General features: G+C 56.3%; 19 protein-coding genes and 1 riboswitch. Of the genes, 11 read left to right on the forward strand and 8 right to left on the reverse strand.

Annotated features, from left to right (window positions below):
• Nucleotides 1-143 precede the first annotated feature (143 nt).
• The gene (locus ACTQ34_RS02610) at nucleotides 144-749 is read right to left on the reverse strand and encodes a sugar O-acetyltransferase (protein ID WP_441362366.1); all 606 of its coding nucleotides are present in this window, start codon (nucleotides 747-749) and stop codon (nucleotides 144-146) included.
• Nucleotides 750-785: 36 nt separating this feature from the next.
• Nucleotides 786-1970: a methionine adenosyltransferase gene (metK, locus tag ACTQ34_RS02615; RefSeq protein WP_373163882.1), complete on the reverse strand. Its 1185-nt coding sequence runs from the start codon at nucleotides 1968-1970 to the stop codon at nucleotides 786-788.
• 78 nt (nucleotides 1971-2048) lie between these two features.
• Nucleotides 2049-2152: riboswitch (SAM riboswitch) on the reverse strand.
• A gap of 237 nt (nucleotides 2153-2389) precedes the next feature.
• Here metK and ACTQ34_RS02620 point away from each other — a divergent pair.
• Together ACTQ34_RS02620 and ACTQ34_RS02625 are read left to right on the forward strand one after the other, a co-directional pair.
• Nucleotides 2390-5353 carry an acyl-CoA dehydratase activase gene (locus tag ACTQ34_RS02620; protein ID WP_441362367.1) on the forward strand — a complete coding sequence of 988 codons (2964 nt, stop codon included), beginning with the start codon at nucleotides 2390-2392 and terminating at the stop codon, nucleotides 5351-5353.
• Entirely contained in the window at nucleotides 5328-6596 is a 1269-nt protein-coding gene (locus ACTQ34_RS02625) for a 2-hydroxyglutaryl-CoA dehydratase (protein WP_441362368.1), read from the forward strand. Before ACTQ34_RS02620 ends, ACTQ34_RS02625 begins: the two co-directional genes overlap by 26 nt.
• A 51-nt stretch (nucleotides 6597-6647) precedes the next feature.
• Here ACTQ34_RS02625 and ACTQ34_RS02630 read toward each other — a convergent pair whose 3' ends face one another.
• Both ACTQ34_RS02630 and ACTQ34_RS02635 read right to left on the reverse strand, forming a co-directional pair.
• Entirely contained in the window at nucleotides 6648-7481 is an 834-nt protein-coding gene (locus ACTQ34_RS02630; RefSeq protein ID WP_441362369.1) for a zf-HC2 domain-containing protein, read from the reverse strand.
• Nucleotides 7465-7941, reverse strand: coding sequence for an RNA polymerase sigma factor (locus ACTQ34_RS02635; RefSeq protein ID WP_441362370.1), 477 nt, complete (start codon nucleotides 7939-7941; stop codon nucleotides 7465-7467). Before ACTQ34_RS02635 ends, ACTQ34_RS02630 begins: the two co-directional genes overlap by 17 nt.
• A 176-nt stretch (nucleotides 7942-8117) precedes the next feature.
• Here ACTQ34_RS02635 and ACTQ34_RS02640 point away from each other — a divergent pair, with 176 nt between their 5' ends.
• The 7 genes from ACTQ34_RS02640 (at nucleotide 8118) to ACTQ34_RS02670 (ending at nucleotide 16955) form a co-directional block, all read left to right on the forward strand.
• Nucleotides 8118-8363 (forward strand): FeoA family protein, encoded by a 246-nt coding sequence (locus ACTQ34_RS02640; RefSeq protein WP_441362371.1) that lies wholly within the window; start codon nucleotides 8118-8120, stop codon nucleotides 8361-8363.
• Nucleotides 8363-9523, forward strand: a complete 1161-nt coding sequence (locus ACTQ34_RS02645) for a FeoB small GTPase domain-containing protein (protein ID WP_441362372.1) — start codon at nucleotides 8363-8365, stop codon at nucleotides 9521-9523. Before ACTQ34_RS02640 ends, ACTQ34_RS02645 begins: the two co-directional genes overlap by 1 nt.
• 134 nt (nucleotides 9524-9657) lie before the next feature.
• Nucleotides 9658-11574: a metallophosphoesterase gene (locus tag ACTQ34_RS02650; RefSeq protein WP_441362373.1), complete on the forward strand. Its 1917-nt coding sequence runs from the start codon at nucleotides 9658-9660 to the stop codon at nucleotides 11572-11574.
• A 148-nt stretch (nucleotides 11575-11722) separates the two neighbouring features.
• A complete protein-coding gene (locus tag ACTQ34_RS02655; protein ID WP_441362374.1) occupies nucleotides 11723-12877 on the forward strand; it encodes a YibE/F family protein in 1155 nt (384 codons plus the stop codon).
• A 259-nt stretch (nucleotides 12878-13136) separates the two neighbouring features.
• Nucleotides 13137-13661, forward strand: coding sequence for an adenine phosphoribosyltransferase (locus ACTQ34_RS02660; RefSeq protein ID WP_441362375.1), 525 nt, complete (start codon nucleotides 13137-13139; stop codon nucleotides 13659-13661).
• 42 nt (nucleotides 13662-13703) lie between these two features.
• Complete coding sequence (locus tag ACTQ34_RS02665; RefSeq protein ID WP_441362376.1) at nucleotides 13704-15065, forward strand: NCS2 family permease; 1362 nt, start codon at nucleotides 13704-13706, stop codon at nucleotides 15063-15065.
• A 138-nt stretch (nucleotides 15066-15203) separates the two neighbouring features.
• Nucleotides 15204-16955 carry an S-layer homology domain-containing protein gene (locus ACTQ34_RS02670; protein WP_441362377.1) on the forward strand — a complete coding sequence of 584 codons (1752 nt, stop codon included), beginning with the start codon at nucleotides 15204-15206 and terminating at the stop codon, nucleotides 16953-16955.
• A 53-nt stretch (nucleotides 16956-17008) separates the two neighbouring features.
• Here the strand turns inward: ACTQ34_RS02670 and ACTQ34_RS02675 are convergent, their stop codons facing one another.
• Nucleotides 17009-18631, reverse strand: coding sequence for a recombinase family protein (locus ACTQ34_RS02675; protein ID WP_441362378.1), 1623 nt, complete (start codon nucleotides 18629-18631; stop codon nucleotides 17009-17011).
• 193 nt (nucleotides 18632-18824) lie between these two features.
• On the opposite strand from ACTQ34_RS02675, the gene ACTQ34_RS02680 reads away from it, so the two are divergent.
• Together ACTQ34_RS02680 and ACTQ34_RS02685 are read left to right on the forward strand one after the other, a co-directional pair.
• On the forward strand, nucleotides 18825-19769 hold the full coding sequence (locus ACTQ34_RS02680; RefSeq protein ID WP_441362379.1) for a nucleoside recognition domain-containing protein: 945 nt from the start codon (nucleotides 18825-18827) through the stop codon (nucleotides 19767-19769).
• Between the two features lie 115 nt (nucleotides 19770-19884).
• Nucleotides 19885-22287 (forward strand): ATP-dependent helicase, encoded by a 2403-nt coding sequence (locus tag ACTQ34_RS02685; RefSeq protein WP_441362380.1) that lies wholly within the window; start codon nucleotides 19885-19887, stop codon nucleotides 22285-22287.
• 94 nt (nucleotides 22288-22381) lie between these two features.
• Here the strand turns inward: ACTQ34_RS02685 and ACTQ34_RS02690 are convergent, their stop codons facing one another.
• The 3 genes from ACTQ34_RS02690 to ACTQ34_RS02700 are packed head-to-tail and all read right to left on the reverse strand — an operon-like array spanning nucleotide 22382 to nucleotide 25886.
• On the reverse strand, nucleotides 22382-23365 hold the full coding sequence (locus ACTQ34_RS02690; protein WP_441362381.1) for a sugar ABC transporter substrate-binding protein: 984 nt from the start codon (nucleotides 23363-23365) through the stop codon (nucleotides 22382-22384).
• A gap of 51 nt (nucleotides 23366-23416) precedes the next feature.
• Nucleotides 23417-24379: an ABC transporter permease gene (locus ACTQ34_RS02695; protein WP_441362382.1), complete on the reverse strand. Its 963-nt coding sequence runs from the start codon at nucleotides 24377-24379 to the stop codon at nucleotides 23417-23419.
• Nucleotide 24380: 1 nt separating this feature from the next.
• Entirely contained in the window at nucleotides 24381-25886 is a 1506-nt protein-coding gene (locus tag ACTQ34_RS02700; protein WP_441362383.1) for a sugar ABC transporter ATP-binding protein, read from the reverse strand.
• Nucleotides 25887-25928 lie beyond the last annotated feature (42 nt).

Genomic DNA, 25928 nt, shown 5'->3' on the forward strand with positions numbered 1-25928 from the left:
ATCTTCTTGAATTCTGGTGTGTAGCGTTTGTTTGGTATTCCTTTTGGCATAATAAAGCACCCCACTTGTTATCCAGTATATCATACTGTCTAACAAATGGGGTGCAGTTCAGAATCCCGGCAGGACTTTTCTATATTTTTCGTTCAAAGCAGATCCATCTTGGAGTCCGCTTCCGTAATTTGCCGCAGCGGGCGGCACGGCACGCCGACTGCGAGGTATCCCGCAGGAATATCCCGCGTCACTACACTGCCCGCGCCAATAACCGCGCCATCTCCGATGGTTACACCGCCCAGCACCACAACATTCGCCGCAAGCCAGACGTTGCTGCCGATGTGGATGTCCTTGGCAAACTCGGACATGGAAACATGCCCGTCCGGATAGCGCATGCTGGTGCGCTCGGACGCAATGAGCGGATGATCGGTCGCCATGAGTGACACATTTGGGCCGAACATCACGTTATCCCCGATAAAGATGCGCGCATCGTCCATGACGGTCAGGTTGAAATTGCAGAAGAAATTCTCTCCGATAAAGGTATGAGAGCCATAATTAAACTGAATCGGCCCTTGAAAATAGTATTTCTCACCGATCTGCCCGATGAACTCACGCACAATGGGCAGCCGCGCGGGGTCGTATTCGTCCATCGCATTGAATTTCTGACACAGGATGTGCGCCTTATGCTTGATGTCGCGCAGTTCCTTGGTGCGCGCGTCAAACAGCCTGCCCGCAAAAATTTTTTCTTCCTCCGTCATGCTTTGCCGCCTCCCGCAAGTTCCTTTACCGTGCGCTTACGCGAGCGCGGCCTTGAGTTCCTCTACCTTGTCGGTATTCTCCCACTTAACGCCCAGCTCCTCGCGGCCCATATGGCCGTAAGCGGCAAGCTGCTTATAAATCGGCTTGCGCAGGTCAAGCGTTTCGATAATTGCCGCCGGACGCAGGTCAAACACCTTGCGTACCGCTTCGGCCAGCTTGCCTTCGTCCACAGTGCCGGTGCCGAAAGTCTCGACCATGATGGAAACCGGCTCGGCTACACCGATGGCATAGGCCAGCTGAAGCTCACAGCGCTTGGCCAGTCCCGCCGCAACGATATTCTTGGCCACCCAACGTGCTGCATACGCCGCCGAGCGATCCACCTTGGTCGGGTCCTTACCCGAGAACGCGCCGCCGCCGTGACGGCCGATGCCGCCGTAGGTATCGACGATAATCTTACGACCAGTCAGACCCGAATCGCCCTGCGGACCGCCAATGACAAAGCGGCCGGTCGGGTTGATGAAATACTTGGTGTTCTCGTCAAGCAAATGGGACGGAATGACCGCCTTGACAACCTGCTCAATCATATCCTTGCGAATCTGCTGGAGCGAAACCTCCGGGCTGTGCTGAGTGGACAACACAACCGTATCCACACGCACTGGGAGATTGTCGTCATCATACTCAATCGTCACCTGACTTTTGCCGTCCGGACGCAGATAATCAAACATGCCATTCTTACGCACTTCGGTCAGGCGCTTTGCCAGCTTGTGCGCCAGGGAGATGGGCAGCGGCATCAGTTCGGGCGTTTCGTCGCACGCATAGCCGAACATCATGCCCTGATCGCCCGCGCCGATGGCGAGGTCGGCGTCCGATGCGCCTTCCTTGCGCTCGAGCGAGTTGTCTACGCCCAACGCGATATCGGCGGACTGCTCATCAATTGCGGTCAACACCGCGCAAGTGTCGCAGTCAAAGCCGTACTTGGCACGGTCATAGCCGATTTCCCGAATGGTGTCGCGCACGACCTTAGGGATGTCCACATAGCAGGTGGTCGAGATTTCGCCCATCACCTGTACCATACCGGTGGTGCAGGTCGTCTCGCAGGCAACGCGCGCATACGGATCATTCGTTAAGATTTCGTTAAGGATCGCATCCGAGATCTGGTCACAGATTTTGTCCGGATGTCCCTCCGTTACGGATTCCGAGGTGAAAAAATGATGTGCCATAATATAATTCCTTCCTTTCTGGTACGCCGGGACACAACAAAAAACGCTCCCGTCAGGGAGCGAAAAAACCGTTTTGCCCCCTCATCTTTCGTCTTTCTACGCCGGATTTGGCACCTTACGCATGGTTTTGCGCAGGTTGCCGGGTTTCATTGGGCCGTTCCCTCCACCGCTCTGGATAAGGTCGTATATTCACTTACGCGGTTTATTTTATATAAAAACAGAATATTTGTCAAGGGAAAAATTCAGCAAATTCGGATATTGTATGCGGATTGACATTTTCTTTGTACACCGTTATATTAAATATGTAGGAATGTGCCTTGCCGCCAGCCGGTCTGTGCGGCTTTTTGATATGTTCTTACTGGCATCCACCATGCGTCCTCCGGACGCATTGTTTTTATCATGGGAGAGAATAAGGATATATGAACGTAAATGTAGGAATCGATATCGGCTCAACGACAGTCAAAATCGTTGTTGTGCGCGATGGAGAGATCATCCACAAGCATTATGAGCGCCACTTTTCCAAGGTACGCGAAAAAGCGGTTGAACTGGTGCGGAATGCGCGCGCGCTGATTGGGGAAGACACCACGCTGCGCTGCGCCATCACCGGTTCGGCAGGCCTGGGCGTCGCCAAGGCTGCCGACATCGACTTTGTGCAAGAGGTTTTTGCCACGCGCAAGGCGGTCGGCGTGCATGTGCCGCAGGCGGATGTGGTTATAGAGCTGGGCGGTGAGGACGCCAAAATTGTGTTCCTGTCCGGCCAGCTGGAGGAGCGCATGAACGGCTCCTGCGCGGGCGGCACCGGCGCGTTTATCGACCAGATGGCTGTGCTGCTGGATGTAACCCCGGCCGAGCTGGACCAGCTCGCGCAAGGCGCGGAGCGCATCTACACCATCGCATCCCGCTGCGGTGTATTCGCCAAGTCGGATGTCCAGCCGCTGCTCAATGAAGGCGCGCGTAAAGAGGACGTTGCCGCGTCCATCTTCCAGGCGGTCGTCAATCAGACGGTCGCAGGTCTGGCGCAGGGCCGAGAAATCAAGGGTGACGTACTGTTCCTGGGCGGGCCGCTGTTCTTCTTTAAGGGCTTGCAGCACCGTTTTCAGGAAACGCTCGGTCTGGATGACGCGCATGCGCACTTCCCCGACCTTGCCCCCTATGCGATTGCAGCGGGCGCGGCGGAATACGCGGGCGACACACAGAAAACCTATACCGTCTCGTCGCTGCTCGACGCGCTTGAGCACGCGGCCGGCGCGCCGGTGGTGGCAAACTATCTGCCGCCGCTGTTTGAAAATGAAGCGCAGTACGAAGAATTCAAACACCGCCACGGCGTACACGACGTCATGACGCAAAACGTTACGATGTACGAAGGCGACGCCTATCTCGGTATCGACTGCGGCTCAACCACAACCAAGCTGGTGCTGATTGGCGAGGACCATCAAATCCTGTACCACCACTACCAATCCAATAAGGGCAACCCGGCGGACGTTATCCGTGAGCAGCTCACCCAGCTGTATGAGCTGTGTGGGGACCGCGTACATATCGTTTCCAGCGCGGTCACGGGCTACGGCGAAGCGCTCATCCAGAACGCCTTCGGCGTGGATTTCGGTCTGGTCGAAACGGTCGCGCACTTCCGCGCGGCGCGCCACTTCTGCCCGGACGTTGATTTCATCATCGACATCGGCGGACAGGATATCAAGTGCTTCAAAATCCGCAACAAGTGCATCGATAACATCTCGCTTAACGAGGCCTGCTCGTCGGGCTGCGGCTCGTTCATCGAGACCTTTGCCCGCTCGATGGGCTACTCTATCGAGGAATTCTGCAAGCTCGGTCTGTTTGCCCAGCATCCGATTGACCTCGGCTCGCGCTGCACGGTATTCATGAACTCCTCGGTCAAGCAGGCGCAGAAGGACGGCGCAGGCATCGACGCGATTTCGGCCGGCCTGTCGGTTTCGGTCGTCAAAAACGCACTGTATAAAGTTATCCGCGCGCACTCGCCGGATGACCTCGGCCAGCACATTGTCGTGCAGGGCGGCACGTTCTTAAACGACGCCATTCTGCGCTCGTTCGAGCAGGAAATCGGCCGCGATGTCACCCGTCCGGCAATTGCCGGCCTGATGGGCGCATACGGCGCAGCGCTGCACGCCAAGGACAACCGCCCGGAACAGACCTCGCTCATCGGTACTGACGTGCTTGCCGGTTTTGAACACACCGTGCGCACCGCGCGCTGCGGTCTGTGCGAAAACCACTGCAATCTGACTATCAACGATTTCGGCGGCGGCCGCCGTTTCATCTCGGGCAACCGCTGTGAGCGTCCGCTCGGCGGTGTGAAAAAGACCGAGCTGCCCAACCTGTATAAATGGAAGCTGGATAAACTCCGCAGCTACGGCGAACCGTCCGGCAATCCCGCGCCGCTCGCTACGATTGGTCTGCCGTTCGGTCTCAATTACTATGAACTGCTGCCGTTCTGGACGACTTTCCTGCGTTCGCTCGGCTTTGAAACCGTGCTGAGCGACGTGTCCACCCGCGATATGTACATGAAGGGACAGCACTCCATTCCGTCGGACACGGTATGCTACCCGGCAAAGCTGATGCACGGCCATATTGAAAATCTGCTGGAAAAGGGCGTGGACGCGATTTTCTATCCGTGCATGACCTACAATCTGGACGAGGGCCGCGCGACCAACTGCTATAACTGCCCGGTCGTAGCGTACTACCCCGAACTTTTGAAGGCCAATGTTGCGGCGCTTGCCGATTTCGACTTTATGATGCCGTATTTTGAGCTGGCTGATCCCAAGCGGTTCGGACAGCACGCGGCAAAATATTTCTGCGGCAAATACCCGCAGCTCAAGAAAAAGCAGGTGCTCGCGGCAGCCGATGCCGCCTATCAGGAGTTGGCCGACTATTACGCGCAAATCCGCACGGAGGGCCAGAAGGCCATCGCTTATGCCGACACACACGGGCTGGACATCGCGGTTATCGCGGGCCGTCCGTACCATGTCGACCCGGAGATTAACCACGGCATCGACCAGCTGATCGCCTCGTTCGGACTGGTCATCGTGTCCGAGGACGCGGTCTGGCAGTTGACCGAAGCGCCGCAGGTGCATGTCCTCAACCAGTGGACTTATCATTCGCGCATGTACGGCGCGGCGAAATACGTCACCAAAAAGGAAAACGCGCAGCTGATTCAGCTGGTATCCTTTGGCTGCGGCATCGATGCTATCACCACCGACGAAATGCGCGCCATTTGCGAAAATGGCGGAAAACTCTATACACAGCTCAAGATTGACGAGATCAGCAACCTCGGTGCGGCAAAAATCCGTATCCGCAGTATGCTGGCCGCCGTAGAGGAGGGCAGAAAACTTGCAAAGCAACAACACGACGCCTAAAACCTATGAATACGCGCAGTTTACGGAAGAAATGCGCAAGGATTACACCATTCTGGTGCCCAATATGCTGCCCGTGCAGCTCGGCCTGATGTGCCGCCTGATGAAAAACTTCGGCTATAACATGGAACTGCTCAACACGTTCGGGCCGAACATCGCGGAACAGGGCCTGCGCAACGTGCACAACGACACCTGTTACCCCGCGCTGCTGGTTATCGGCCAGCTGCTGGACGCCATCGAGTCCGGCAAATACGACATCCACAAGATTGCGCTCATCCTGCCGCAGACCGGCGGCGGCTGCCGCGCTTCCAACTACATCCATCTGATGCGCAAGGCGCTGGAAAAGAACGGCTATGGCTTTATTCCGGTCATTTCGCTCAACTTTGCCGGTCTGGAAGAGGATGCCAACCCCGGCTTCAAGCTGACCAAGACCATGCTTATCCAAATTGCTTACGCGCTGCTTATCGGCGATTTGATTATGCTGGTGGCCAACCAGTGCCGTCCATATGAAGTCGTACCCGGCTCGACCGAAAAAGCCATCGAAATCTGCATGAACGCGGTCACTGCCCGCTTTACGGGCGACCGCATGGTGCGTTACAGTGAGGTCAAACACCTGTACCAGTATGTGCTGACTGCGTTCGGCAAGCTGCGTCTGGACAAGACGCAGAAAAAGAAGATGGTCGGCATCGTGGGCGAGATTTACGTCAAATTCTCCCCGCTCGGCAACAACCAACTGGAGGAGTTTCTGCTTTCGGAAGGCTGTGAGCCGGTTCTGCCGGGTCTGGTCGATTTCTGCCTGTATTCCATCTACAACTCGGTTATCGACCATAACCTGTATGGCCGTTCGGCCAAGCGTGCCGCCATTTACAAATTCGTCTATCAGTTCCTGCTGGGCAAACAGGCGGATATCATCAAGCTGATGAAAAAGGACGGCAACTTCCGTCCCCCGATGCCGTTTGACGAGGTGCGCAAAAAGTCGCACGCCATCATCGGCGAGGGCGTCAAGATGGGCGAGGGCTGGCTGCTGCCGGCCGAAATGGTCGAGCTCATCAGCGAAGGCGTAACCAACATTGTCTGCACCCAGCCCTTCGGCTGCCTGCCCAATCACATCGCGGGCAAGGGCATGATCCGCAGAATCCGCGAGGTCTACCCGCAGGCGAACATCGTCGCGGTCGACTATGACCCCGGCGCATCCAAAATCAATCAGGAAAACCGCATCAAGCTGATGCTGTCGAGTGCGGAATAACACCAAAACCGGAACCCGAAGGTTCCGGTTTTGGTGTTTACGGCGCGGGAATTATTTCTCCCGCCAACCAGGGTAATTTTGGTCGAGGTAATACGGGATATAGCCCAACAACTCGTCAGGAGTCGGATAATCTGTCACAGCGACACCCGCAGCCGCTGCTGCCTCCGCAGCGGGCGAGCACCGTGTATCCGCTATACCAAAACGCGCGGCGATCTCGGCCAGCTGTGCGTCGGTCGCACGGGGCAAATCCATGCCCTGCTGCCAAATCAACACCGCATTGTCCCCCTCCCCCCAATAGTAGGCGGTCGTCGGCTGCGCACCATTTTTCACACGGAAGACGTTTTCTTCCTCCCAGTCGTAAATATGCCAATCGCCGCTCTGCCAGTCACGGCCGTCCGGCTCACCCAGTCCAGTAACCGAGTGACAGGGGATTTTGTATTTCTCCCCATTTTCCCCCTCCGCAAAGCGGTATTCCATGTAGCGATCGCCCGGATAGTCCAGCCGGTAGGCGATGCGTCCGTCTGGCAGCACACACTGGTCGTATACCTGCATCTGCGACAGGTCATACGGCACCGCACCGTGCCAACCGACCAAAGCTGCGAACAGGCCGAGCAGCACGGCGCACAGCAGCGCGGTGACTGCACAGCCTTTGAGAAACGCCCGCAGCTTGCCGCGCCGCCACGTTTTTGCCACGCTGTCCAGCGTACGCACCTCGCACTGCTCCTCCTCCGTCTGTCCAAGCGGTGCATCCAGCGCCGCCAACTCCGCGCGGCAAGGCGCGCAGTCTGCTAGATGCGCTTCGACCAGTGCGCATGTCTCGTCCGTACACACGCCGTCCCGATAGAGCGGCAGCAGATCACGGATCACATTACAACTCAGCTTCATCCTGCAATTCCTCCTTCAGTTTCATTCTCGCACGGTGATAGGTCACCCGCGCCCAACTTTCGGTTTTGTCAAACAGCTGCCCAATCTGCGCAAACGGCAGCTCGCCCAACAGCCGCAGCGAAAACACCTCTTTGTATGGCTCGGGCAGCGCGTGCAGCGCCTTGTGGACGGCAAACGCCGTCTCCCGGCGCAGGAACCTGTGCTCGAGATCCTCGATGCGATCCTCCACTGGCTCGCCGCCGCGGTTTTTGTGCAGCCAAGTATAATACTCATTTTTAGCGATCTGGCACAGCCAAACGTACAGGCGACATTCGCCCCGGAAGCCGCCGATCGCCTGCAGCGCCTTGAAAAACGCCTGCTGCGTGACCTCTTCGGCTATTCCCTCGTTTCGGCACAGCGACAATACATACCGGTACACGTCGGTGAAATACATCCGGTACACCTGCTCAAAGTCCTGCACACGTCCACCTCCTTTTCTCACAGATAAGACCAGTCACTCCACCATTCGTTACAGCACGACGGAGAAATTTTTGTCGTTTCCCAGTATAGCACGCTGCGCGCCCGCCGCATAGGATGCAATGACCGCCTTCCTCCGCGGAAAGTGCGGCCGAAATTTTTCAAACTGGGAATGATTGCATGGACCACGAAATCTTTTCCCCGCTGTCCGACCTGCCCGAAGGTTCAAGGGCACGCGTGCATGCGCTGCATCTGTCTGGCGGCATGCGTCGCCGCCTGCAGGACCTTGGGCTGGTGGCAGGCACGCGGGTATCCTGCATCCAACGTGCCGCAGCGGGCGACCCAACGGCTTACCGCATCCGCGGCGCGATCATCGCACTGCGAGCGGATGACGCCGCGCAAATCGAAATCGGGGTGGACACTTGATGGAGTCGGATCGAACCCCGGTCGTGGCGCTGATGGGCAACCCCAATGTCGGCAAATCCACCGTGTTTAATGCGCTGACTGGCGCGCGCCAGCACACCGGCAACTGGAGCGGCAAGACGGTATCAGGCGCACGCGGCACAATGCACTGCGGTGGCCGCGAGATGACGCTGGTTGACCTGCCGGGCACCTATTCGCTGCGCCCCCGCTCGGCAGAGGAGCGTGTCGCGCGAGATTTTCTCTCAGGTGGCGAAGCGGACGCTGCCGTTCTGGTTGCGGACGCGACCTGTCTGGAGCGCAACCTCATTCTGATTTTGCAAGTGCTTGAGGTCATCCCTAATGTGGTGGTATGCCTCAATCTGATGGATGAAGCGCGCAAAAAGCGTATTCGCATCAATGTTCCTGCGCTTGAGCGCGAGTTGGGTGTACCGGTTGTGCCGTGTGCTGCACGGCGCGGACACGGTCTCCCCTCACTGACACAGGCCGTGTGCCGCATATTAAACGGTGAAACCGTCCCCCACCCTGCTTCCATCCGCTACCCCGTTGAAATCGAAAATGCGGTACACGCATCCGGTCTTTCGCGGGCGGAGGCGCTCGCCGCGCTCAACGAGCATCCACCCGAAGGGCTATCCGCCCAACAACTGGATGATTTGCTAACCGCTGCGGCGGCACTGCGCGCCGAGGAAATCGCCCTGACCTGCGTGCAGGTCCCCGCGGACGCAGATGCGCGCGACCGGTGCATCGACCGCATCCTGCTCAGCCGCCGGTTCGGACTGCCGCTCATGCTACTCTTGCTTGCACTTGTGTTTTACATCACCCTGTTCGGTGCCAATGTCCCGAGCGAATGGCTGGGCGAACACCTACTCGGCCTGAGTACACCGTTTGCCACCTTCCTGTCCACACTCGGTCTGCCGCCGTTTGCCGTTTCGCTGCTGGTTGACGGCCTGTGGCGCGTGCTGGCGACCGTTATCTCGGTCATGCTGCCCCCTATGGCCATCTTTTTCCCGCTGTTTACGCTGCTTGAGGACGCAGGCTATCTGCCGCGCGTCGCCTTTCAGCTCGACCATGCATTTCGCCGTGCGCATGCCTGCGGAAAGCAAAGCCTAACCATGTGTTTGGGTAAAAAATGGATGCGAAAAACAACAAATTTCCCTCATCGTTAAAGGCAGTTAAAATGTAGGATAAGCTTTGGCAAGAGTGGTTGAGATGGATATTTTCCGGTGCTATACTCGCTTTTGGACACAGGGAGAATCAATTCATACCCTGCAATTACATGCAAAAAAGGGAGTAATCACGAATGCAGACAAAAAGAGTATTGGCAGGCATCCTGACCAGCACATTGCTGCTCGGCGCCTACCCGTTCGCTTCCGCGGCGGACTATAACGATTCGAGCGTCACCGGTGCTGCGGGCTGGCAGGCATGGACCGAAGCGTGGAATACCATTGCCACCGACTACACGCAGGTTTCCATGACGCCCGGCGCGGACGAGACCCAGCTGAACTTCGCCTGGTACAGCAAGAATGAGAGTGGCAAGAGCGCAACGCCGGCCGTACACTTCGGCACGGACAAAAACAACCTTGCTGGGTTCACCGGCACTTCTGCCGCCGTGGACACCAGCCTGACCGACGGCACGGCATATTCCTACAATCACGTCACAGTAACCGGCCTTAAGGCCAACACCACCTACTACTACACGGTGGAAAAGAACGGCGTGCAGACCGAGGTCAAGACCTACCAGACCGGCGACTTTGAAAGCGCGCAAATCCTGTACGTCGGCGACCCGCAGATCGGCGCTTCCAAGGGGCAGACGCAGAACGGAGAAGCACTTGCCGCGGACAGCGGCGCAGCCAACACCGCCGCACGCAACGACAGCTTTGCTTGGGACCGCACACTGGATATTGCGCTCGAGCAGAATCCGGGACTCGATTTCGTAATCTCCGCGGGCGACCAGATCAACAAGACCAGCAAGCCCAAGGAAGAGGAGTATGCGGGTTACCTTTCCGCCAGCGCGCTGACCAGTCTGCCAGTTGCCACCACGATCGGCAACCATGACTCGCTCAACGCGGACTACCAGTACCACTTCTACAACCCGAACCAGACCGGCTACGGTGAAACCGAGGCGGGCGGCGACTACTATTATTCTTACGGCTCCGGCCTGTTCATCGTGCTCAATACCAACAACTACAATGTGGCCGAGCATGAAAAGACCATCCAAAAAGCCGTGGCCTCCGACCCGGACGCCAAATTCCGCATCGTCACCATCCATCAGGACATCTACGGCTCCGGCCTTGACCACTCGGACACCGACGGCATGATCCTGCGCACCCAGCTCACCCCGATTTTTGACGAGTACGACATCGACGTTGTCCTGCAGGGCCACGACCACACCTACAGCCGCACCAAGCTGCTCTACGGCGACGGCCAAACCCACGGCACCTACGAATTCCGCCTCAACGAGGACGGCTCGGACTACGACTGGGACAATGCGTACAACACGCAGACCGATGAGCAGATCCCGCTCTACCCCGAGGAGGAAGCCGGTCAGGCTAAGCACGATGCGTTCCAGGCCGACAAAGAGTGCTACACCATCGAAGATGTCGAAGGCAACACGGTCACCAACCCGCAGGGCATCCTGTACATGACCGCAAACTCCGCTTCGGGTTCCAAGTTCTATGAGCTGATCGCTTCCCAGCAGGATTGCGTTGCCGAGCGCAGCCAGAACTGGCTGCCGAGCTACTCGGTCATCAACCTGACGGCCGACACCTTCTCGATTGACACCTACCAGATCACCGATACCGGCGCGGTGGAAAAGATCGACAACGCCTTCACCATCAAAAAGACCGATGAGCAGGCCGCAGCGGTCACCGTAGACGGCACAGCGAAGGAGGTTGCAACCGCTTCGGTTGGCGGCGAGACCTACTACCGTCTGCGCGACCTCGCCACCGCAGTAAATGGCACGGCTGCCCAGTTTAACGTCGAGTGGAAGAACGGTGTCATCGTCATCACCGGTGAGCGCTACGACACCGCAGCCCTCGCTCCGGTTGCCGAGGCGACCGGTGTCAAGCAAACCCTGCCCATGCAGGTAAACGGCAAGACCGTGACTACGGCCGCTACCGACGTAAACGGCAACTACTATGTCCCGGCAAGCCTGCTGTCCACGCTGGGCATCAAGGGCACGGTATCGAATGGCACGCTGACCATCACCACCAAGTAATTTTTCCCTCTTTCTTCCGTTCCTACATTCTTTCGGCAGATTCTCCGCGGATGACAACGCATCCGCGGAGAATTTTCCGGTTTTCCCTGTTTTTTGTCTTTGCCTTGCACGCAAGACATTATCCATTTCCGTAAAGCGAGTGATTGATTTGCATACCGACCAAAAACAACCCGTCCGCCGTCTGCTGCTCCGCTGGGCGCCGCCGCTTGTGCTGCTGCTTGTGTTCTGCATATTTGTTGTGCGCATCAATGCGGTAGATAAAATCGGACTCGTCTCCCGCGAAGGGCAGACCTTTGAGAAAGGCGTCGTCACCGAGATCATACAGGACAATTTGCAGTACGACGGCAGCCGTGTGGGCGAGCAGCTGGTGCGCGTGGAAATGAAAACCGGTGCGCGCGCCGGGCAGACGCTCGAAATGACCAGTTCCTCCGGCTATCTGTTCGGCGCAGGCTGCACCGAAGGGATGAAGGTTATCGTCATGCAGAGCGTTTCGGGCGACTCGACCGTCGCAAGCGTCTATGCGCAGGACCGTGAAACCGTTATCTATGTTTTTGCGGGACTGTACCTGCTGGTGCTGTGTCTTGTGGGGGGCAAGCAGGGTGTGAAGGGCGCGCTCGGTCTGGTGTTCACCTTTTTCTGCATCCTGTTCGTGTATCTGCCGCTTGTCTACCGCGACCATTCCCCGTTCTGGGTGTCGGTGTTCATTTGCACGATCACCACGATCGTCACCATGTACCTGATCGGCGGCCCGACGATGAAAACGCTGGTCGCGACCGGCGGTACGGTTGCGGGCGTGTGCATCGCAGGTCTGGCCGCGACCGCATTCAGCGCGGCTTCGGGCATCACAGGCTGGAACGTCAGCGACATCGAAAGCCTGCTGACACTGTGGAACACCAACGGCATCCAGGTTGGCGGCCTGCTGTTTTCCGGTCTGCTGATCTCCAGTCTGGGCGCAACAATGGACGTGGCCATGTCGATCGGCAGCGCCATCAGCGAAATCCACGCCCAAAAGCCGGATATCTCCCGCCGCGAGCTGTTCCGCGCAGGTATGCGCGTCGGCCGCGACATGATGGGCACGGACTCCAACACGCTCATCCTCGCCTTTGCAGGCGGCAGCATCAGTATGCTCGTGCTCGACTATGCGTACGACCTGCCCTATCTGCAAATCATCAACTCCAACAACATCGGCATTGCGATCATGCAGGGGCTGGCCGGCAGCTTCGGCATCGTACTGAGCGTTCCGGTAACGGTGCTGCTCGCCGTTTTCCTGTACACGCTCGGCCGACAAAAACAATCGTCCTGAACCTCCCCAATCGGCGGCATCTTGATAACAAGGCACCGCCGACTGGTTTTCATCCATACACTTTTCCATAATTTGTACGAATAAGTTTTCTCAAATCCGGATAAGGCAAAAAAAGTAGCATGTTTCGCCGGATTTCCATCAATAAAACTCTTGTAATACGCGCCGTTTTTGCTTAAAATGGTTGTGTATGATTTGTCGCCTGCGGGCAGCACAAGTCCACACACAGAATGCGAAGAAAACACTGCATGGAGGAGGAAGCATGAGCAAAATCGAACCATATATCACCAGCATCCCAGATTTTCCCGAACGGGGCGTGATCTTCCGGGATATCACCACGGTCATCGGCAACGCGGACGGCTTGCAACTGTCGGTGGACGAAATGGCCGCGCTGCTGGAGGGGGAAACATTTGATGTGATCGCAGGGCTGGAATCGCGCGGGTTCCTGTTCGGCATGCCGATCGCCTACAAGCTGCACAAAGCCTTTATCCCGATCCGCAAGGCAGGCAAACTGCCGCGTGAGACTGCGGGCATGTCCTACGAACTGGAGTATGGCACTGCCTCAATTGAGGTGCATCGTAATGATATCCGGCCGGGGATGCGCGTTGTGCTGATTGACGACCTCATCGCCACAGGCGGTACGCTGGAAGCAGCGGCCAAGCTGCTCGAGTCGCTCGGCGCAACCGTGGTCAAGATCGTGTGCCTGCTGGAGCTGAAGGGACTGCACGGCCGCGACCGTCTGCAGGACTATCCGCTCGCTACGGTCGTATCCTACGACGGCAAATAAGAAAAGGGAAAAAGAGAAAACAAAAAGGGGCTGAAACCACACATGTTTGAAAAGATGTTCAAACTTTCGGACAACCACACCACCGTCCGCACCGAGGTCATGGCGGGCATTACCACCTTCATGACCATGGCATACATTCTTGCGGTCAACCCAAGCGTACTCGGCTCGACCGGCATGGACCCGACCGCCGTACTGCTGGCAACCGCGCTGGCATCCTGCCTCGGCACGGTCTGCATGGCGTTCATGGCAAACCTGCCGTTTGCGCTGTCCGCCGGCATGGGCCTGAACGCCTTCATGGCATATACCGTTGTCGCCGGTTACGGCTACAGCTGGCAGGTCGCGCTGCTTGCGGTCTTTATCGAGGGCCTGATCTTTATCGTTCTGTCGCTGACCAACGTGCGTGAAGCAATCTTCAACGCTATCCCGCTGACGCTCAAAAAGGGCGTTTCGGTCGGCATCGGCCTGTTCATCGCCTTCATTGGCCTGCAAAACGCTGGTCTGTCGGTCGACTCCTCCACGCTCGTCACCATCACGAGCTTCACCGACAACTTCCACACCTCGGGCATCTGCGCGCTGCTCGCGCTGGTCGGCCTGTTCATTACCGCGGTGCTGTATATCCACCGCGTCAAGGGCGCAATTCTGTTCGGCATTCTGGCGACCTGGATCATCGGTATGCTGTGCCAGCTGACGGGCCTGTATGTCCCGGACGCAGAAGCGGGCTTCTATACCCTGTTCCCGGCCTTCGGCATGACCGACTTTACCAAACTCGGTCTGACCTTCGGCCAGTGCTTCAATGTGGATTTTGGTGCGGTCGGCATCATCAACTTCATCGTGGTCATCTTCTCGTTCCTGTTCGTCGATATCTTTGACACGCTCGGCACGCTGATCGGCGTAGCCACCAAAGCGAACATGCTCGACAAAGACGGCAAGCTGCCGCGCATCAAGCCCGCGCTTCTGTCCGACGCGATTGCGACCTCGGCCGGCGCTATCCTCGGCACCTCGACCACCACGACCTTTGTCGAGTCCGCCTCCGGCGTAGCCGTCGGCGGCCGCACCGGTCTGACCGCGCTGGTCACCGGCATCCTGTTCCTGATTTCCACGCTGTTTGCGCCGATTTTCACCGCCATCCCCTCCTTCGCCACCGCGCCGGCGCTGATTATGGTCGGCTTCCTGATGGTCGGCACGGTTTCCGAAATCCGCTTCGATCTGGACAACCTGACTGAAGCCATCCCAGCTTATCTCGCCATCATCTCCATGCCGCTGTTTTACAGCATTTCCGAAGGCATCTCGATGGGCGTTATCTCCTATGTTTTGCTTAACCTTGCCGCAGGCAAGGGCAAAAAGGTCACCCCGCTCATGTATGTGTTGGCGGTGCTGTTCATTCTCAAATATATCTTCCTGTAAGCAGACTATCGCACGGGCCGCTGTCCTCCGGGACGGCGGCTTTTTGTATATCCTGCATTGAATGATTGACGGCGCGAAAAAAAACGATTACAATGTGGATATCTTACATCCCACGTTTTCCCCGAAAAGGAGACTATTATGAAAAAAAGACTCACCGCCCTATTGCTGATGCTTGCGCTGTTTGTCCCCTGCCTGCCGTTTGCTGCGGCAGCTGAGGAAACACCCGTTGCCGCGAGCGCAAACACCAAACTGATTGCCTTCACTTTTGACGACGGCCCCTCGACCTATACCGCCGCTTTGCTCGACGGTCTGAAAGCACGCGGCGCGAAAGCCACCTTCTTTATGAACGGTACAAACGGCTCGCACGGCATTGTCAACCACAAAGACCTGCTCACCCGCATGCGGGACGAGGGCCACCAGCTCGCAAACCATACCTATCAGCACCTCATCCCGTTTGACAACTATAGCGCGAGCACGATTTCGAGCGAGGTCAGCCGTGTGGAAAGCCTGCTGTTTGACCGCATGGGCGGCTCGTATACCGACATGGTGCGCACCCCCGGCGGCGCTGTAGGCGGCGCGGTCAAGAGCACGGTTGCCGCGCCTATCATTCTGTGGAGCGTGGACCCGCTCGACTGGAAGTACCGCAACGCAAACACGGTCTACAACAACATCATCAAGGGCGCGCATGACGGTGCAATTGTGCTGACGCACGACATCTATCAAACCAGCGTACAGGGTGCGCTGCGCGCGATTGATACGCTCAAAGCGCAGGGGTATGAATTTGTCACCGCGGCCGAGCTGCTGCGCCGCCGCGGCATCACCCCGCAAAACGGCGTCGTCTACACCAGCGCCCCGAACAAGGGAACCAACCTGCCCGCCTATACGGCGCCGACCATCACCTCCACACCGGGTGACAATGGTATTTCGGTCACGTTTTCGACCGCGGACAAGGGTCTGACCCTGTATTACACCACCAGCACCGCGACCCCACACCTCGGCAGCACCAAGTACACCGGCCCGATTACGATTACCAAGGATACAACATTCACCGTGGTCGGCATTGACAAATACGGCACGCGCACGCCGGTGACAACCAAAACAGTTGCGGGCATACCGCCAACGGCTGCGCCGACGGTTTCCTATGAAAACGGCTTGTTGACACTCTCGTGCGCCACTGCGGACGCGTCCATCTATTACACGACCGACGGCTCCACGCCGACCGCTGAAAGCACGCTCTATACCGGACCGTTCACGCCCACAACAACCACCAAGTGCATCGCCATGCTATCCGGACATCTGAACAGCTCGGTTGTCACCTGCACGCTGACCAAATACGGTCGACTATTCACCGATGTGCCTGCGGACAGCTGGTATTATAACAGCGTGGGCGAGATTGTCGAGCAGGGACTGATGAATGGCACGAGCACCTATACCTTCTCGCCTGATACGGTCATCACACGCGCGATGCTGACCACGGTACTCTATAACCTCGCGGGCAAGCCCGAGGTGGGCGACAACCTCGGCTATCCCTATGCCGATGTGGATGCGAATGCCTATTATGCCCTGCCCGTCTACTGGGCGCGGGCGAACGGCCTTGTCACCGGCTACAACGACGAAACCTTTGCACCGAATGACACGGTCACCCGCGAACAGGCCGCCGTGCTGCTCTACCGACTGGCAAATCACCTCGGCATGGATACCAGCGCACGCGCTGACCTGTCCGTGTACACGGATGCCGCACAAGTGAGCGCATACGCGCAGGAAGCCATGCAATGGGCGGTCGCGTCCGGACTGCTGAATGGTCGCACCGCAACCACGCTCGCCCCGCAGGGCAGCGCCACCCGTGCGGAGGGCGCGAAAATTCTGTCGAGTTTTACCGCACTGACCTAATTCCATAAAGGACACAAACAAACGGGACGCACGCTCTAACCGGTGCGTCCCGTTTATTCTATCCAGTCGATTTCGCAAGGTGCGGGCAGAAAGCGGAAATGAATGATAACTTTCTGCCGCTTCATCTTGCCTTTTTCTGTTTTTTCGTATGTACCCTGTCCGACCTCGATCCGCTCGATCAGCTCAAACAACAGAGACGGCGTGAGTTCCTCCACATCCGTATAGCGGTGAATGAGCGTCCACAAACGTTCCTGCAGCCGCCGCAAGCTTTTTACTTCATCATCCGGTTGCAGCGCCTCAATCTGCCGCTCCAGCACGGTTGTCTTACATTCATATCGTTCGAGCAGCGGATAAAAGTTCGTCTCTCCAATCTTGTCCGCTGCGCGGTCCTCATAGAGCTGCGCGACCAGACGCTGTACCCGCGTTAGCTCCTGTGTCAGCCGTTCCCGCTCGCGGCCTGCTTCTCGCCCCCGCTCACCCAGACGCAGACGATGCTGCAACCGCTCGAATAAGGCATCGCAGTCCTGCTCGGACAGGCGGACATAGCGCCGCACCGCATCCAACACGCAGCGATAAAGCGATTCATAGGAGATAAAATGATTGGAGCAGGCAGCGGTGCCCCGGAGTTTATATGCGCCGCAGGCCAGATTAGCCGCTGAGCCTTTCCTGCGCGTTCCGACCGTGGACATGGCCTTGCCGCAGTCCATGCAGAAAGCGAGTCCCGAAAACAGATTGGAAAACGCTCCTTTCCGGTCACAGCGACGAGCCGACCGCTGGCGCTGTACCGCGTCAAAGGTCTGCCGGGAAACCAGCGGCTCGTGGCAATCTGGAACGATGATCCACTCGTCTATCCGTTTTTCGCGAGTCTTTTTGCTTTTGAAGCTGACCTTGTCGGTCTTCCCCTGTGCAATATGGCCCAGATACACCATATCTTGCAACATACGGCTGGCCCCCACCGAGGTCCACGCCTTGCGTTTGGAGTAATGATCCGGATTCAGTTCCGGATGGACCAAAGTGCGATAGACAGCCGGCGGCGGCTCGCCGCGCTCGTTCAGCATCCGCGCGATCTCCGCCGGGCGCTTACCCGCAGCCGCCCATGCAAAGATCTGCCGCACGGTCGCGGCGGCCCGCTCATCCGGAATCAGATGGTTTCTGTCTTGGGGATCTTTTTGATACCCATACGGCGCAAAATTGCCGATAAACTTGCCTGCCTGCATTTTGGTATGCAGCGCGCCGCGAATCTTGCGGCTGGTATCGCGGGCATACATCTCGTTGATGACGTTGCGAAACGGCGCGAGGTCGGTATCTGCCCGCGCAGTATCGATGCCATCCCCCACCGCAATCAGCCGCACATCATGCTCGGGGAACACCAGCTCCAGATACCGCCCGGTTTGGATATAATCGCGCCCCAGCCGCGACAAATCCTTGACCAGCACAACCTCGAACCGGTTCTGCTCCATATCACGGAGCATATCTTGAAAGCGCGGACGGTCAAAGCTGGTACCCGACCATCCGTCGTCCACGTACTCCCCTACAACGGGAAACCCTTCCCGCTCTGCATATGCTTGCAGCAGGCTGCGCTGGTTCTGGATGCTCTCGCTTTCTCCGGGATTATCGTCGTCGTGGCTCAGCCGCAGGTACAGAACCGCCCGGCAGGCAGTCGATTTGTTTTGCATGATTGCCTCCCCTTTCCTATTGCCACCTGCAAGCACTCCTCATGGCCTATGACGGTTTTCGGACTGCTTCTTCCTCAAACTGCGCCGCTATAACATTTTCAAGCAGTTCGAGCAGAACGCGGCGCTGCACCGAAGGCGCGTTTGTTTTGGTACGGTTCACAGGTAGACCTCCTTTTCCCCTTGGTTGAATTCTATGCGTCGCTTGTTCCCGGATTGCCTGACCGGTGCAGAAACTTGCTACAGAAGAACTTACATCAAAGAAGCGCTGACGCAGGTGCTCACCTTCTATGCTGCTTACCCAAGCATGTGCATGGGTTTCGGATGCAACGCCTGCGGCGTGACCGGCTGCCGCATCATTGACTCACCCCGTGAACGACTCATCGCCATTCTGACCAACGCGTTCGCGCCTTGCAATGGGCGGTTTCCGCTGCTGATTTTCCTATGTGCCGTGTTTTTCACGGACAGCGCGGCGGGCGGCGCGCTGCTGCTCACCGCCGTAATCGCGGGCAGTGTCGTGCTGACGCTTGCAGCCTCCCGTCTGCTGTCGGCAACCGTACTGAGAGGCACCCCCTCCTCTTTTACGCTCGAATTGCCGCCCTATCGCGCCCCGCAGATTGGGCAGGTAATTGTGCGCAGCGTGTTCGATCGGACGCTGTTTGTCCTCGGCCGCGCGGCGGTGGTAGCTGCTCCTGCAGGCGCACTGATTTGGCTGCTGGCCAATCTCGATATCAGCGGCATATCAGTGTTTTCGCACCTGACCGCCTTACTCGACCCTGCCGGACGTCTGTTCGGTCTGGATGGCGTGATTCTGCTGGCCTTTATCCTTGCCTTTCCGGCAAACGAGCTAGTCATGCCGCTCATCGTCATGGGCTACCTTGCCACCGGCTCCATCGCAGACGTTGCCGACCTTGCCGCGTTCCGTACACTGCTGCTGGCCAACGGCTGGACCGTCTGCACCGCGCTATGCACACTGGTGTTTGCGGTAGCGCATTGGCCGTGCTCAACCACCTGCCTGACCATCTGGAAGGAAACACGCAGCATCAAATGGACGCTTGCCGCCGTCGCTCTGCCGACCGCATTCGGCCTTGCGCTCTGCCTTGCGACACACGGCATATGCACGCTCATCGGACTTATCTGAAAAAAGCCGCCTTGTGAGGCGGCTTTTTTACGTATGCAGGGCACAAGAACATTTGTTTTCTTTCCCGGTTTATGCTATACTGATTTCGTATCTCCAAAATGAAACGAGGAATCCCATGGAACCGACCAAATTTGACATAAAATACGCCGCCGTACGGCGCGCGATTATCGAGCAATCCTTTGCGCACTTGAACGACCGCCAGCGGGAGGCGGTATTCACCACCGAAGGCCCGCTGCTCATTCTGGCAGGCGCGGGCAGCGGCAAGACCACTGTGCTCATCAACCGCATCGTCAACATCCTGCGCTTCGGGCAGGGACTGACCAGCGAATTCGCCCCGGAGGGCGCAACCGAGGAGGACTTGCTGTTCCTGACCGAATACCTGACCGCACCCAAGCCGGAAAACCGCGCGCGCGCCGAAAAGCTGTGCGCAGTTGATGCCGCGCGCCCGTGGCAGGTCATCGCCATTACCTTCACCAACAAGGCCGCACGCGAGCTGCGCGACCGTCTGCTGGCCGCGCTGCCCGACGAACAGGCGGCAAACGATGTCTGGGCCTATACCTTCCACACAGCCTGTCTGCGCATTCTGCGCCGCCACGGCGACCTTTTAGGCTTTGACAGTGCATTCACCATTTACGACGAGGACGATAAGAAGCGCGTGGTCACGAACTTGCTCAAGCAGTTAAATCTCGACCCGAAAGCCTTTGACCCGCGTACGGTCATCAGCATGATCAGCCGCGCCAAGGACAAGCTGATGACGCCGAAGCAGTTCGCCGCGGACGCTGCGGGCGACTACTTTCGTGAAAAAGTATCGGACGTCTACAAGCTGTACGAAAAGGAGATGCGCAAGGCGTGCGCACTCGATTTTGATGATATCATCATGAAAACCGTCCTGCTGCTGCAAAGCAATCCGGACGTGCTAGACTATTATCAGCGGCAGTTCCGCTATGTGTTGGTGGACGAGTATCAGGACACCAACTATGCCCAGTATGTGCTGACCAGCCTGCTTGCAGGGCATTATGAGAATATCTGCGTAGTCGGCGACGATGATCAGTCCATCTACAAATTCCGCGGCGCGACCATCGCCAACATTCTGGAGTTTGAAAAGCAGTTTAAAAACGCCAAAACCATCCGTCTGGAGCAGAATTACCGCTCGACCGGCAACATTTTGAGCGCCGCCAACGAGGTCATCCGCAACAACGTCGGCCGCAAGGGCAAGGAGCTTTGGACCGATCAGGCGGGCGGCTCGAAAATCCATCTGCACCGCTCGGACAGTCAGGAGGGCGAAGCCGCCTATATCGCGGACACCATCCGCGAGGGCGTGGAAGCAGGTCGGCGGTGGAGTGATTTTGCGATTTTGTACCGCAACAACGTCCTTTCGGATAACATTGCCGCCGCGTTCATCCGCGCAGGCATCCCCTATCGCGTCTATAAGGGTCGCGACTTCTTCTCTCGCGCCGAGGTGCGCGATATGTTCGCCTATCTGTGGGTGCTGGAAAACCCGGCGGACGAACTGCGTCTGCGGCGTATCATCAACGTACCCACGCGCAAAATCGGAGACAAATCAGTTGAGACCGCGTCGCAAATCGCATTGGAAAACGGTATGCTGCTGTATGACGTGGTACGAAATGCTTCACAGTTCGCGCCGCTCACGCGCAGCGCATCCGCGATGGAGAAATTCGGTACGATGATGGAAAACCTGCGCCAGCAGCGTGAATTTCTCTCGCTCTCCGAGCTATACGACGAGCTGCTCGAAAAGACCGGTTATCGCCATGCCCTCGAAGAAAAGGGCGGCATGGAAGAACAGGGCCGTTTGGAGCACATCGAAGAGCTGAAATCTTACATTGTCGACTATGAGGAAAAGAACGAATCGCCTACGCTGGGCGGCTTTTTGGAAAACATGGCGCTCTACACCGACGCGGACCAGTCTACCGAGGACGAGGATGCCGTGCTGATGATGACCATGCACTCGGCCAAGGGCCTGGAATTCCCCATCGTGTTCCTTGCGGGCATGGAGGACGGCCTGTTCCCCGGCTTCCGCGCGATGGAACGCGACGAAGATATGGAGGAGGAGCGACGGTTGTGCTATGTTGCGGTCACCCGCGCCAGAGAACAGCTTTATCTCACCTGCGCCGAGCGCCGTCTGCTGTACGGCCGCACACAGTACGCGCATCCTTCGCGTTTCATCGACGAAATGCCGCGTGAGCTGCTCGACAGCAACATCGTGGAAATTCGGATGTTCTCCTCTGCCACCCAGCCCGAACCCGGCCTGCCCCGCGCACAAATCACGCGTGCACGCACGCTCTCGTCCGCTTCCTCGGTCGCTGCTCCCAAGGCTGCGGGCGCGCCGCTGCCGGATTTCCCGGCGGGCTGCCGCGTGCATCACAAGGCTTTTGGCGACGGCATGATCGTATCGGTAAAGCCGATGGGCAATGACGCACTGCTGGAAATCGCATTTGACCAGAAGGGTACCAAGCGACTCATGGCAAAGGCGGCGGCAAATTTCATGCAGAAAATCTGACAAATGCAAAAAGTAAGGCGGCTGCCAGTTGGCAGCCGCCTTACTTATGCCATAGGCATACAAGTAAATAGGAGAAAAGAGAGAGATTATTTAATTATTGCCATTCCAGATAGGTTTCCGCATTTTCCGAAGTAACAATGTCACATCCCGTATCCACTTCTTTTTCCACGGTTTCACCTGCAAGATATGCTTCAATAGCCTCTACTACCATTTTTCCCATTGTTGCAGGCTTTTGTGCGATAGTAGCGTCGATTTCGCCGTCAATAATTGCCTGCGCTGCGTCCGGCTGACCATCAAAACCGCAAATCTTAGTCTGGTCACGCAGGCCTGCCGCCGCAACTGCCTGCCCCGCGCCGATTGCCATATTATCGTTTGCACAGAAAATGACCTTCAAATCCGGATAGGCCGCCAGGAAATTCTCCGTAACTTCCATCGCCTTGGAGATTTCACAGTTTGCATAATCCGAAGCCACAATTTCAATGTCCGGATACTGAGATTCAATCACTTCCGTAAAACCCTTAACACGTTTGGTGGTTGCATCGTTGCCGGAATTGCCATCCAGAATGACACACTTGCCTGCGTCGACATTTTCACCGACCCATTCGCCTGCCAATTGTCCGCCGGCGTAATTGTCCGTGCCGATAAACGAGATATACGGCCCGCCATCCGCGCCGGAATCCACCAAAAATACCGGTATTCCTTTCTCATCCGCCTGCTCAATGACATCTACAATAGCTGTAGAAGAGCAAGCCGAGGTGACAATTGCCGTTACCCCTTGCTCGATGTATGTTTCAATCAAGCTAATCTGCTTATCCACATCTGTTTCCGCATCCGGTCCGGAAACAACAACTTCATAGCCCGCGGCTTCGCCTGCCTCCTTAATCGCTTCGCCATATGTCACATGGAATGGATTATTCATGGTTTTGGTCACAACGGCAATCGTTCCATTTTCGCCGCCGGAACTGGCTGCGTTGTCCGCACTGTCATCTGTTCCGGATGCATTGTTCTGTCCTCCGCAAGCAGTGATTGCCATGCACAACATTGCTGCCGATAAAATTGCTGCTAACGACTTTTTCATCTGTGATTCCCTCCATACAAGTTTCTCTTGTTGATTTTCTACCGATTGTGCTTATTTATTCGACGCAATCCGCGTACGAATCACATCCAATGAAACTGCGGCGATGATAATCACACCGACAACCAACGTGGTAAAATAGCTTCCCACACCAAGCTGTACCAATCCGTTGCGAATCACTGTAACGATAATGGCGCCGATTACAGTGCCAAAAATACCGCCTTCTCCACCGGCAATGCTGGTGCCGCCAATCACGGTAGCGGCAACCGCTTCCATTTCGTAGCTTTGGCCGGCTGTCGGCTGTGCTGCGGTTAGGCGGGCCAAATAAACGACCGACGCCAACGCAATTGCCAATCCGGACAACACAAATACCTGAATGGTTGTCCGCTCCACATTCACACCGGACAGACGCGCTGTTTCGCAATTGGATCCCACCGCAAAGATATACCGTCCGGATGCCGTATGCGCCAAAAAGACGTATGCCACAATGGCAATGATAATAAAAACATAGACCGGAACAGGAATACCTGCCAAAAATCCTTGGCCAATAAACGAAAACCTGTCATTCTTTACCGCAATTTGTGCGGAATTTGTGATCCATAGAGTCACTGCACGCACAATATACATGGAACCCAGCGTCATGATAAAGGCAGGGATCTTGATGTACGCAACGATGACTCCGTTGATAAGTCCAACCAGAAACCCTGTTGCCAACGCTACCACAATGCATAACAGAATACTTCCTGTCGCATTTAGCGTCAGACCGCTTGTTACACAGCACAATGCCAGGAGCGAGCCTTGCGACAGGTCAATGCCGCCGGTCAATACTACAAAGGTCATGCCGATACCCATGATGACATATACGGCGAACTGCCTCAGGATCTGCATCAGGTTATTGGTACTCCAAAAGGTATCTGTTGTAACGGCAAAGAAGACCAGCAAGAGTACAAGCGGCAACAGCGATCCTATTCCGTTTACCCGTTTTATTTTGACCCAAATCTGTTTTGCCTGCTCCATCTCACTGCCCTCCTAACGCATAGTGCATAATGGCTTCCTGTGTTGCATCCTTTCTATCCAGTGTTCCTGTCAGCCTGCCCTCATGAAACACGGCAACCCTATCGCATATTCCTAAAATTTCCGGCAGTTCGGAGGAAATAACGACAACCGCATGTCCTTGTCCCACCAACATGTTTATGATTTTGTACATTTCGCTCTTGGCACCAACATCAATGCCTCTTGTCGGCTCATCAAAAAAATAAATTTTTGATTCCGCACAAAGCCACTTGGCAAACACGACTTTTTGCTGGTTGCCACCCGATAAGTATTTGATTTGCCGATCCAGCGAAGGCGCCTTAATCGACAGCATATCCCGGTATGCCGCCACATCCGCATACTGCTTTTTTTCATCTAAAAACGGGCCGTGCCTATACTTGTGCAGACTCGCAAACACCATATTCCATGCAATCGACTTGGTTAAAATCAGACCCTCTTCCTTGCGGTTTTCCGGCAGCAAACTGATGCCGCATCGAATCGCATCCTGCGGGTTTCTGATATGCACCTCTTTTCCGTCCACGGTAATTTTTCCCGCCGCTTTTTTCAGCGCGCCAAAAACCGCTTTTGCCGTAGTGGTTCGCCCTGCACCGACCAGTCCCGAAAAGCCCAGCACTTCGCCACGGCGCACTTGAAAGGAAACATCCTCAATCAAGCCCTTTACGGTTAATCCCTGCACATCCAGCAGCACATCGCCGATTTCCGATTGGCGGGCCGGATACTGTTCCTCCAAATCACGCCCTACAATGAGCTTGATGATTTGGTCCATATCCATTTGCTTGACGTCTTCGATGGTGGCAATATACTTTCCATCGCGCAATACAGTTCCGCTGTTTCCAATTCTTTTGATTTCTTCCATGCGGTGTGAGATATAGATGAAAGTAATTCCCTTTTTCTGCATGCGCAAAATAATATTAAACAGGTTATCAATTTCATTATCCGACAGCGAAGAGGTTGGCTCATCCAGAATAACGATTTGCGGGTCCTGTGAAAACATTTTAACGATCTCTACAATCTGCTGCTGCGCAACCGAAAGTTTTTTCACCTGCATATGAGGATCGAGCACAACACCCAGCTCACTGCCCCAACGAACGCATTCGCTATACATTTTGTTCCAATCAATAAAACCTGCCTTATTTTTTATCTCACGTGTCAAAAAGACGTTTTCCGCTACTGTCATATGCGGGATCAGGCTGTTTTCCTGAAAAACGGTGCCGATACGCAGCTTTTGCGCCTGATGAATATCTCCGACGTTTATCTTTTCACCTCGCAAATAGATCTCTCCTGATTCCGCATGGTAAACACCCGTCAAAATTTTCATCAGTGTTGATTTTCCAGCACCGTTTTCACCCAGTAAGCAGTGTACCTCTCCTTCCCGAATACTGAATGACACATCATCCAACGCTTTGATTCCCGGAAACACTTTTGTGACATGTTCAAAACGAATAATCGGAACCGTACCCGCTCCTTTCATCTTCCCACCGCCTTTCTCACCGCATGTTGATGGCTTCATCCG

It is taken from the genome of Agathobaculum sp. LCP25S3_E8 (assembly GCF_052117165.1).
GTDB lineage: Bacteria > Bacillota > Clostridia > Oscillospirales > Butyricicoccaceae > Agathobaculum.

Bases quoted from the DNA above. Each gene is read 5' to 3' on its own strand.
- ACTQ34_RS02610 (WP_441362366.1), bottom strand. From the start codon at position 749: ATGACGGAGGAAGAAAAAATTTTTGCGGGCAGGCTGTTTGACGCGCGC.
- metK (WP_373163882.1), bottom strand. From the start codon at position 1,970: ATGGCACATCATTTTTTCACCTCGGAATCCGTAACGGAGGGACATCCG.
- ACTQ34_RS02620 (WP_441362367.1), top strand. From the start codon at position 2,390: ATGAACGTAAATGTAGGAATCGATATCGGCTCAACGACAGTCAAAATC.
- ACTQ34_RS02630 (WP_441362369.1), bottom strand. From the start codon at position 7,481: ATGAAGCTGAGTTGTAATGTGATCCGTGATCTGCTGCCGCTCTATCGG.
- ACTQ34_RS02640 (WP_441362371.1), top strand. From the start codon at position 8,118: ATGGACCACGAAATCTTTTCCCCGCTGTCCGACCTGCCCGAAGGTTCA.
- ACTQ34_RS02645 (WP_441362372.1), top strand. From the start codon at position 8,363: ATGGAGTCGGATCGAACCCCGGTCGTGGCGCTGATGGGCAACCCCAAT.
- ACTQ34_RS02650 (WP_441362373.1), top strand. From the start codon at position 9,658: ATGCAGACAAAAAGAGTATTGGCAGGCATCCTGACCAGCACATTGCTG.
- ACTQ34_RS02660 (WP_441362375.1), top strand. From the start codon at position 13,137: ATGAGCAAAATCGAACCATATATCACCAGCATCCCAGATTTTCCCGAA.
- ACTQ34_RS02665 (WP_441362376.1), top strand. From the start codon at position 13,704: ATGTTTGAAAAGATGTTCAAACTTTCGGACAACCACACCACCGTCCGC.
- ACTQ34_RS02670 (WP_441362377.1), top strand. From the start codon at position 15,204: ATGAAAAAAAGACTCACCGCCCTATTGCTGATGCTTGCGCTGTTTGTC.
- ACTQ34_RS02675 (WP_441362378.1), bottom strand. From the start codon at position 18,631: ATGCAAAACAAATCGACTGCCTGCCGGGCGGTTCTGTACCTGCGGCTG.
- ACTQ34_RS02680 (WP_441362379.1), top strand. From the start codon at position 18,825: ATGCGTCGCTTGTTCCCGGATTGCCTGACCGGTGCAGAAACTTGCTAC.
- ACTQ34_RS02685 (WP_441362380.1), top strand. From the start codon at position 19,885: ATGGAACCGACCAAATTTGACATAAAATACGCCGCCGTACGGCGCGCG.
- ACTQ34_RS02690 (WP_441362381.1), bottom strand. From the start codon at position 23,365: ATGAAAAAGTCGTTAGCAGCAATTTTATCGGCAGCAATGTTGTGCATG.
- ACTQ34_RS02695 (WP_441362382.1), bottom strand. From the start codon at position 24,379: ATGGAGCAGGCAAAACAGATTTGGGTCAAAATAAAACGGGTAAACGGA.
- ACTQ34_RS02700 (WP_441362383.1), bottom strand. From the start codon at position 25,886: ATGAAAGGAGCGGGTACGGTTCCGATTATTCGTTTTGAACATGTCACA.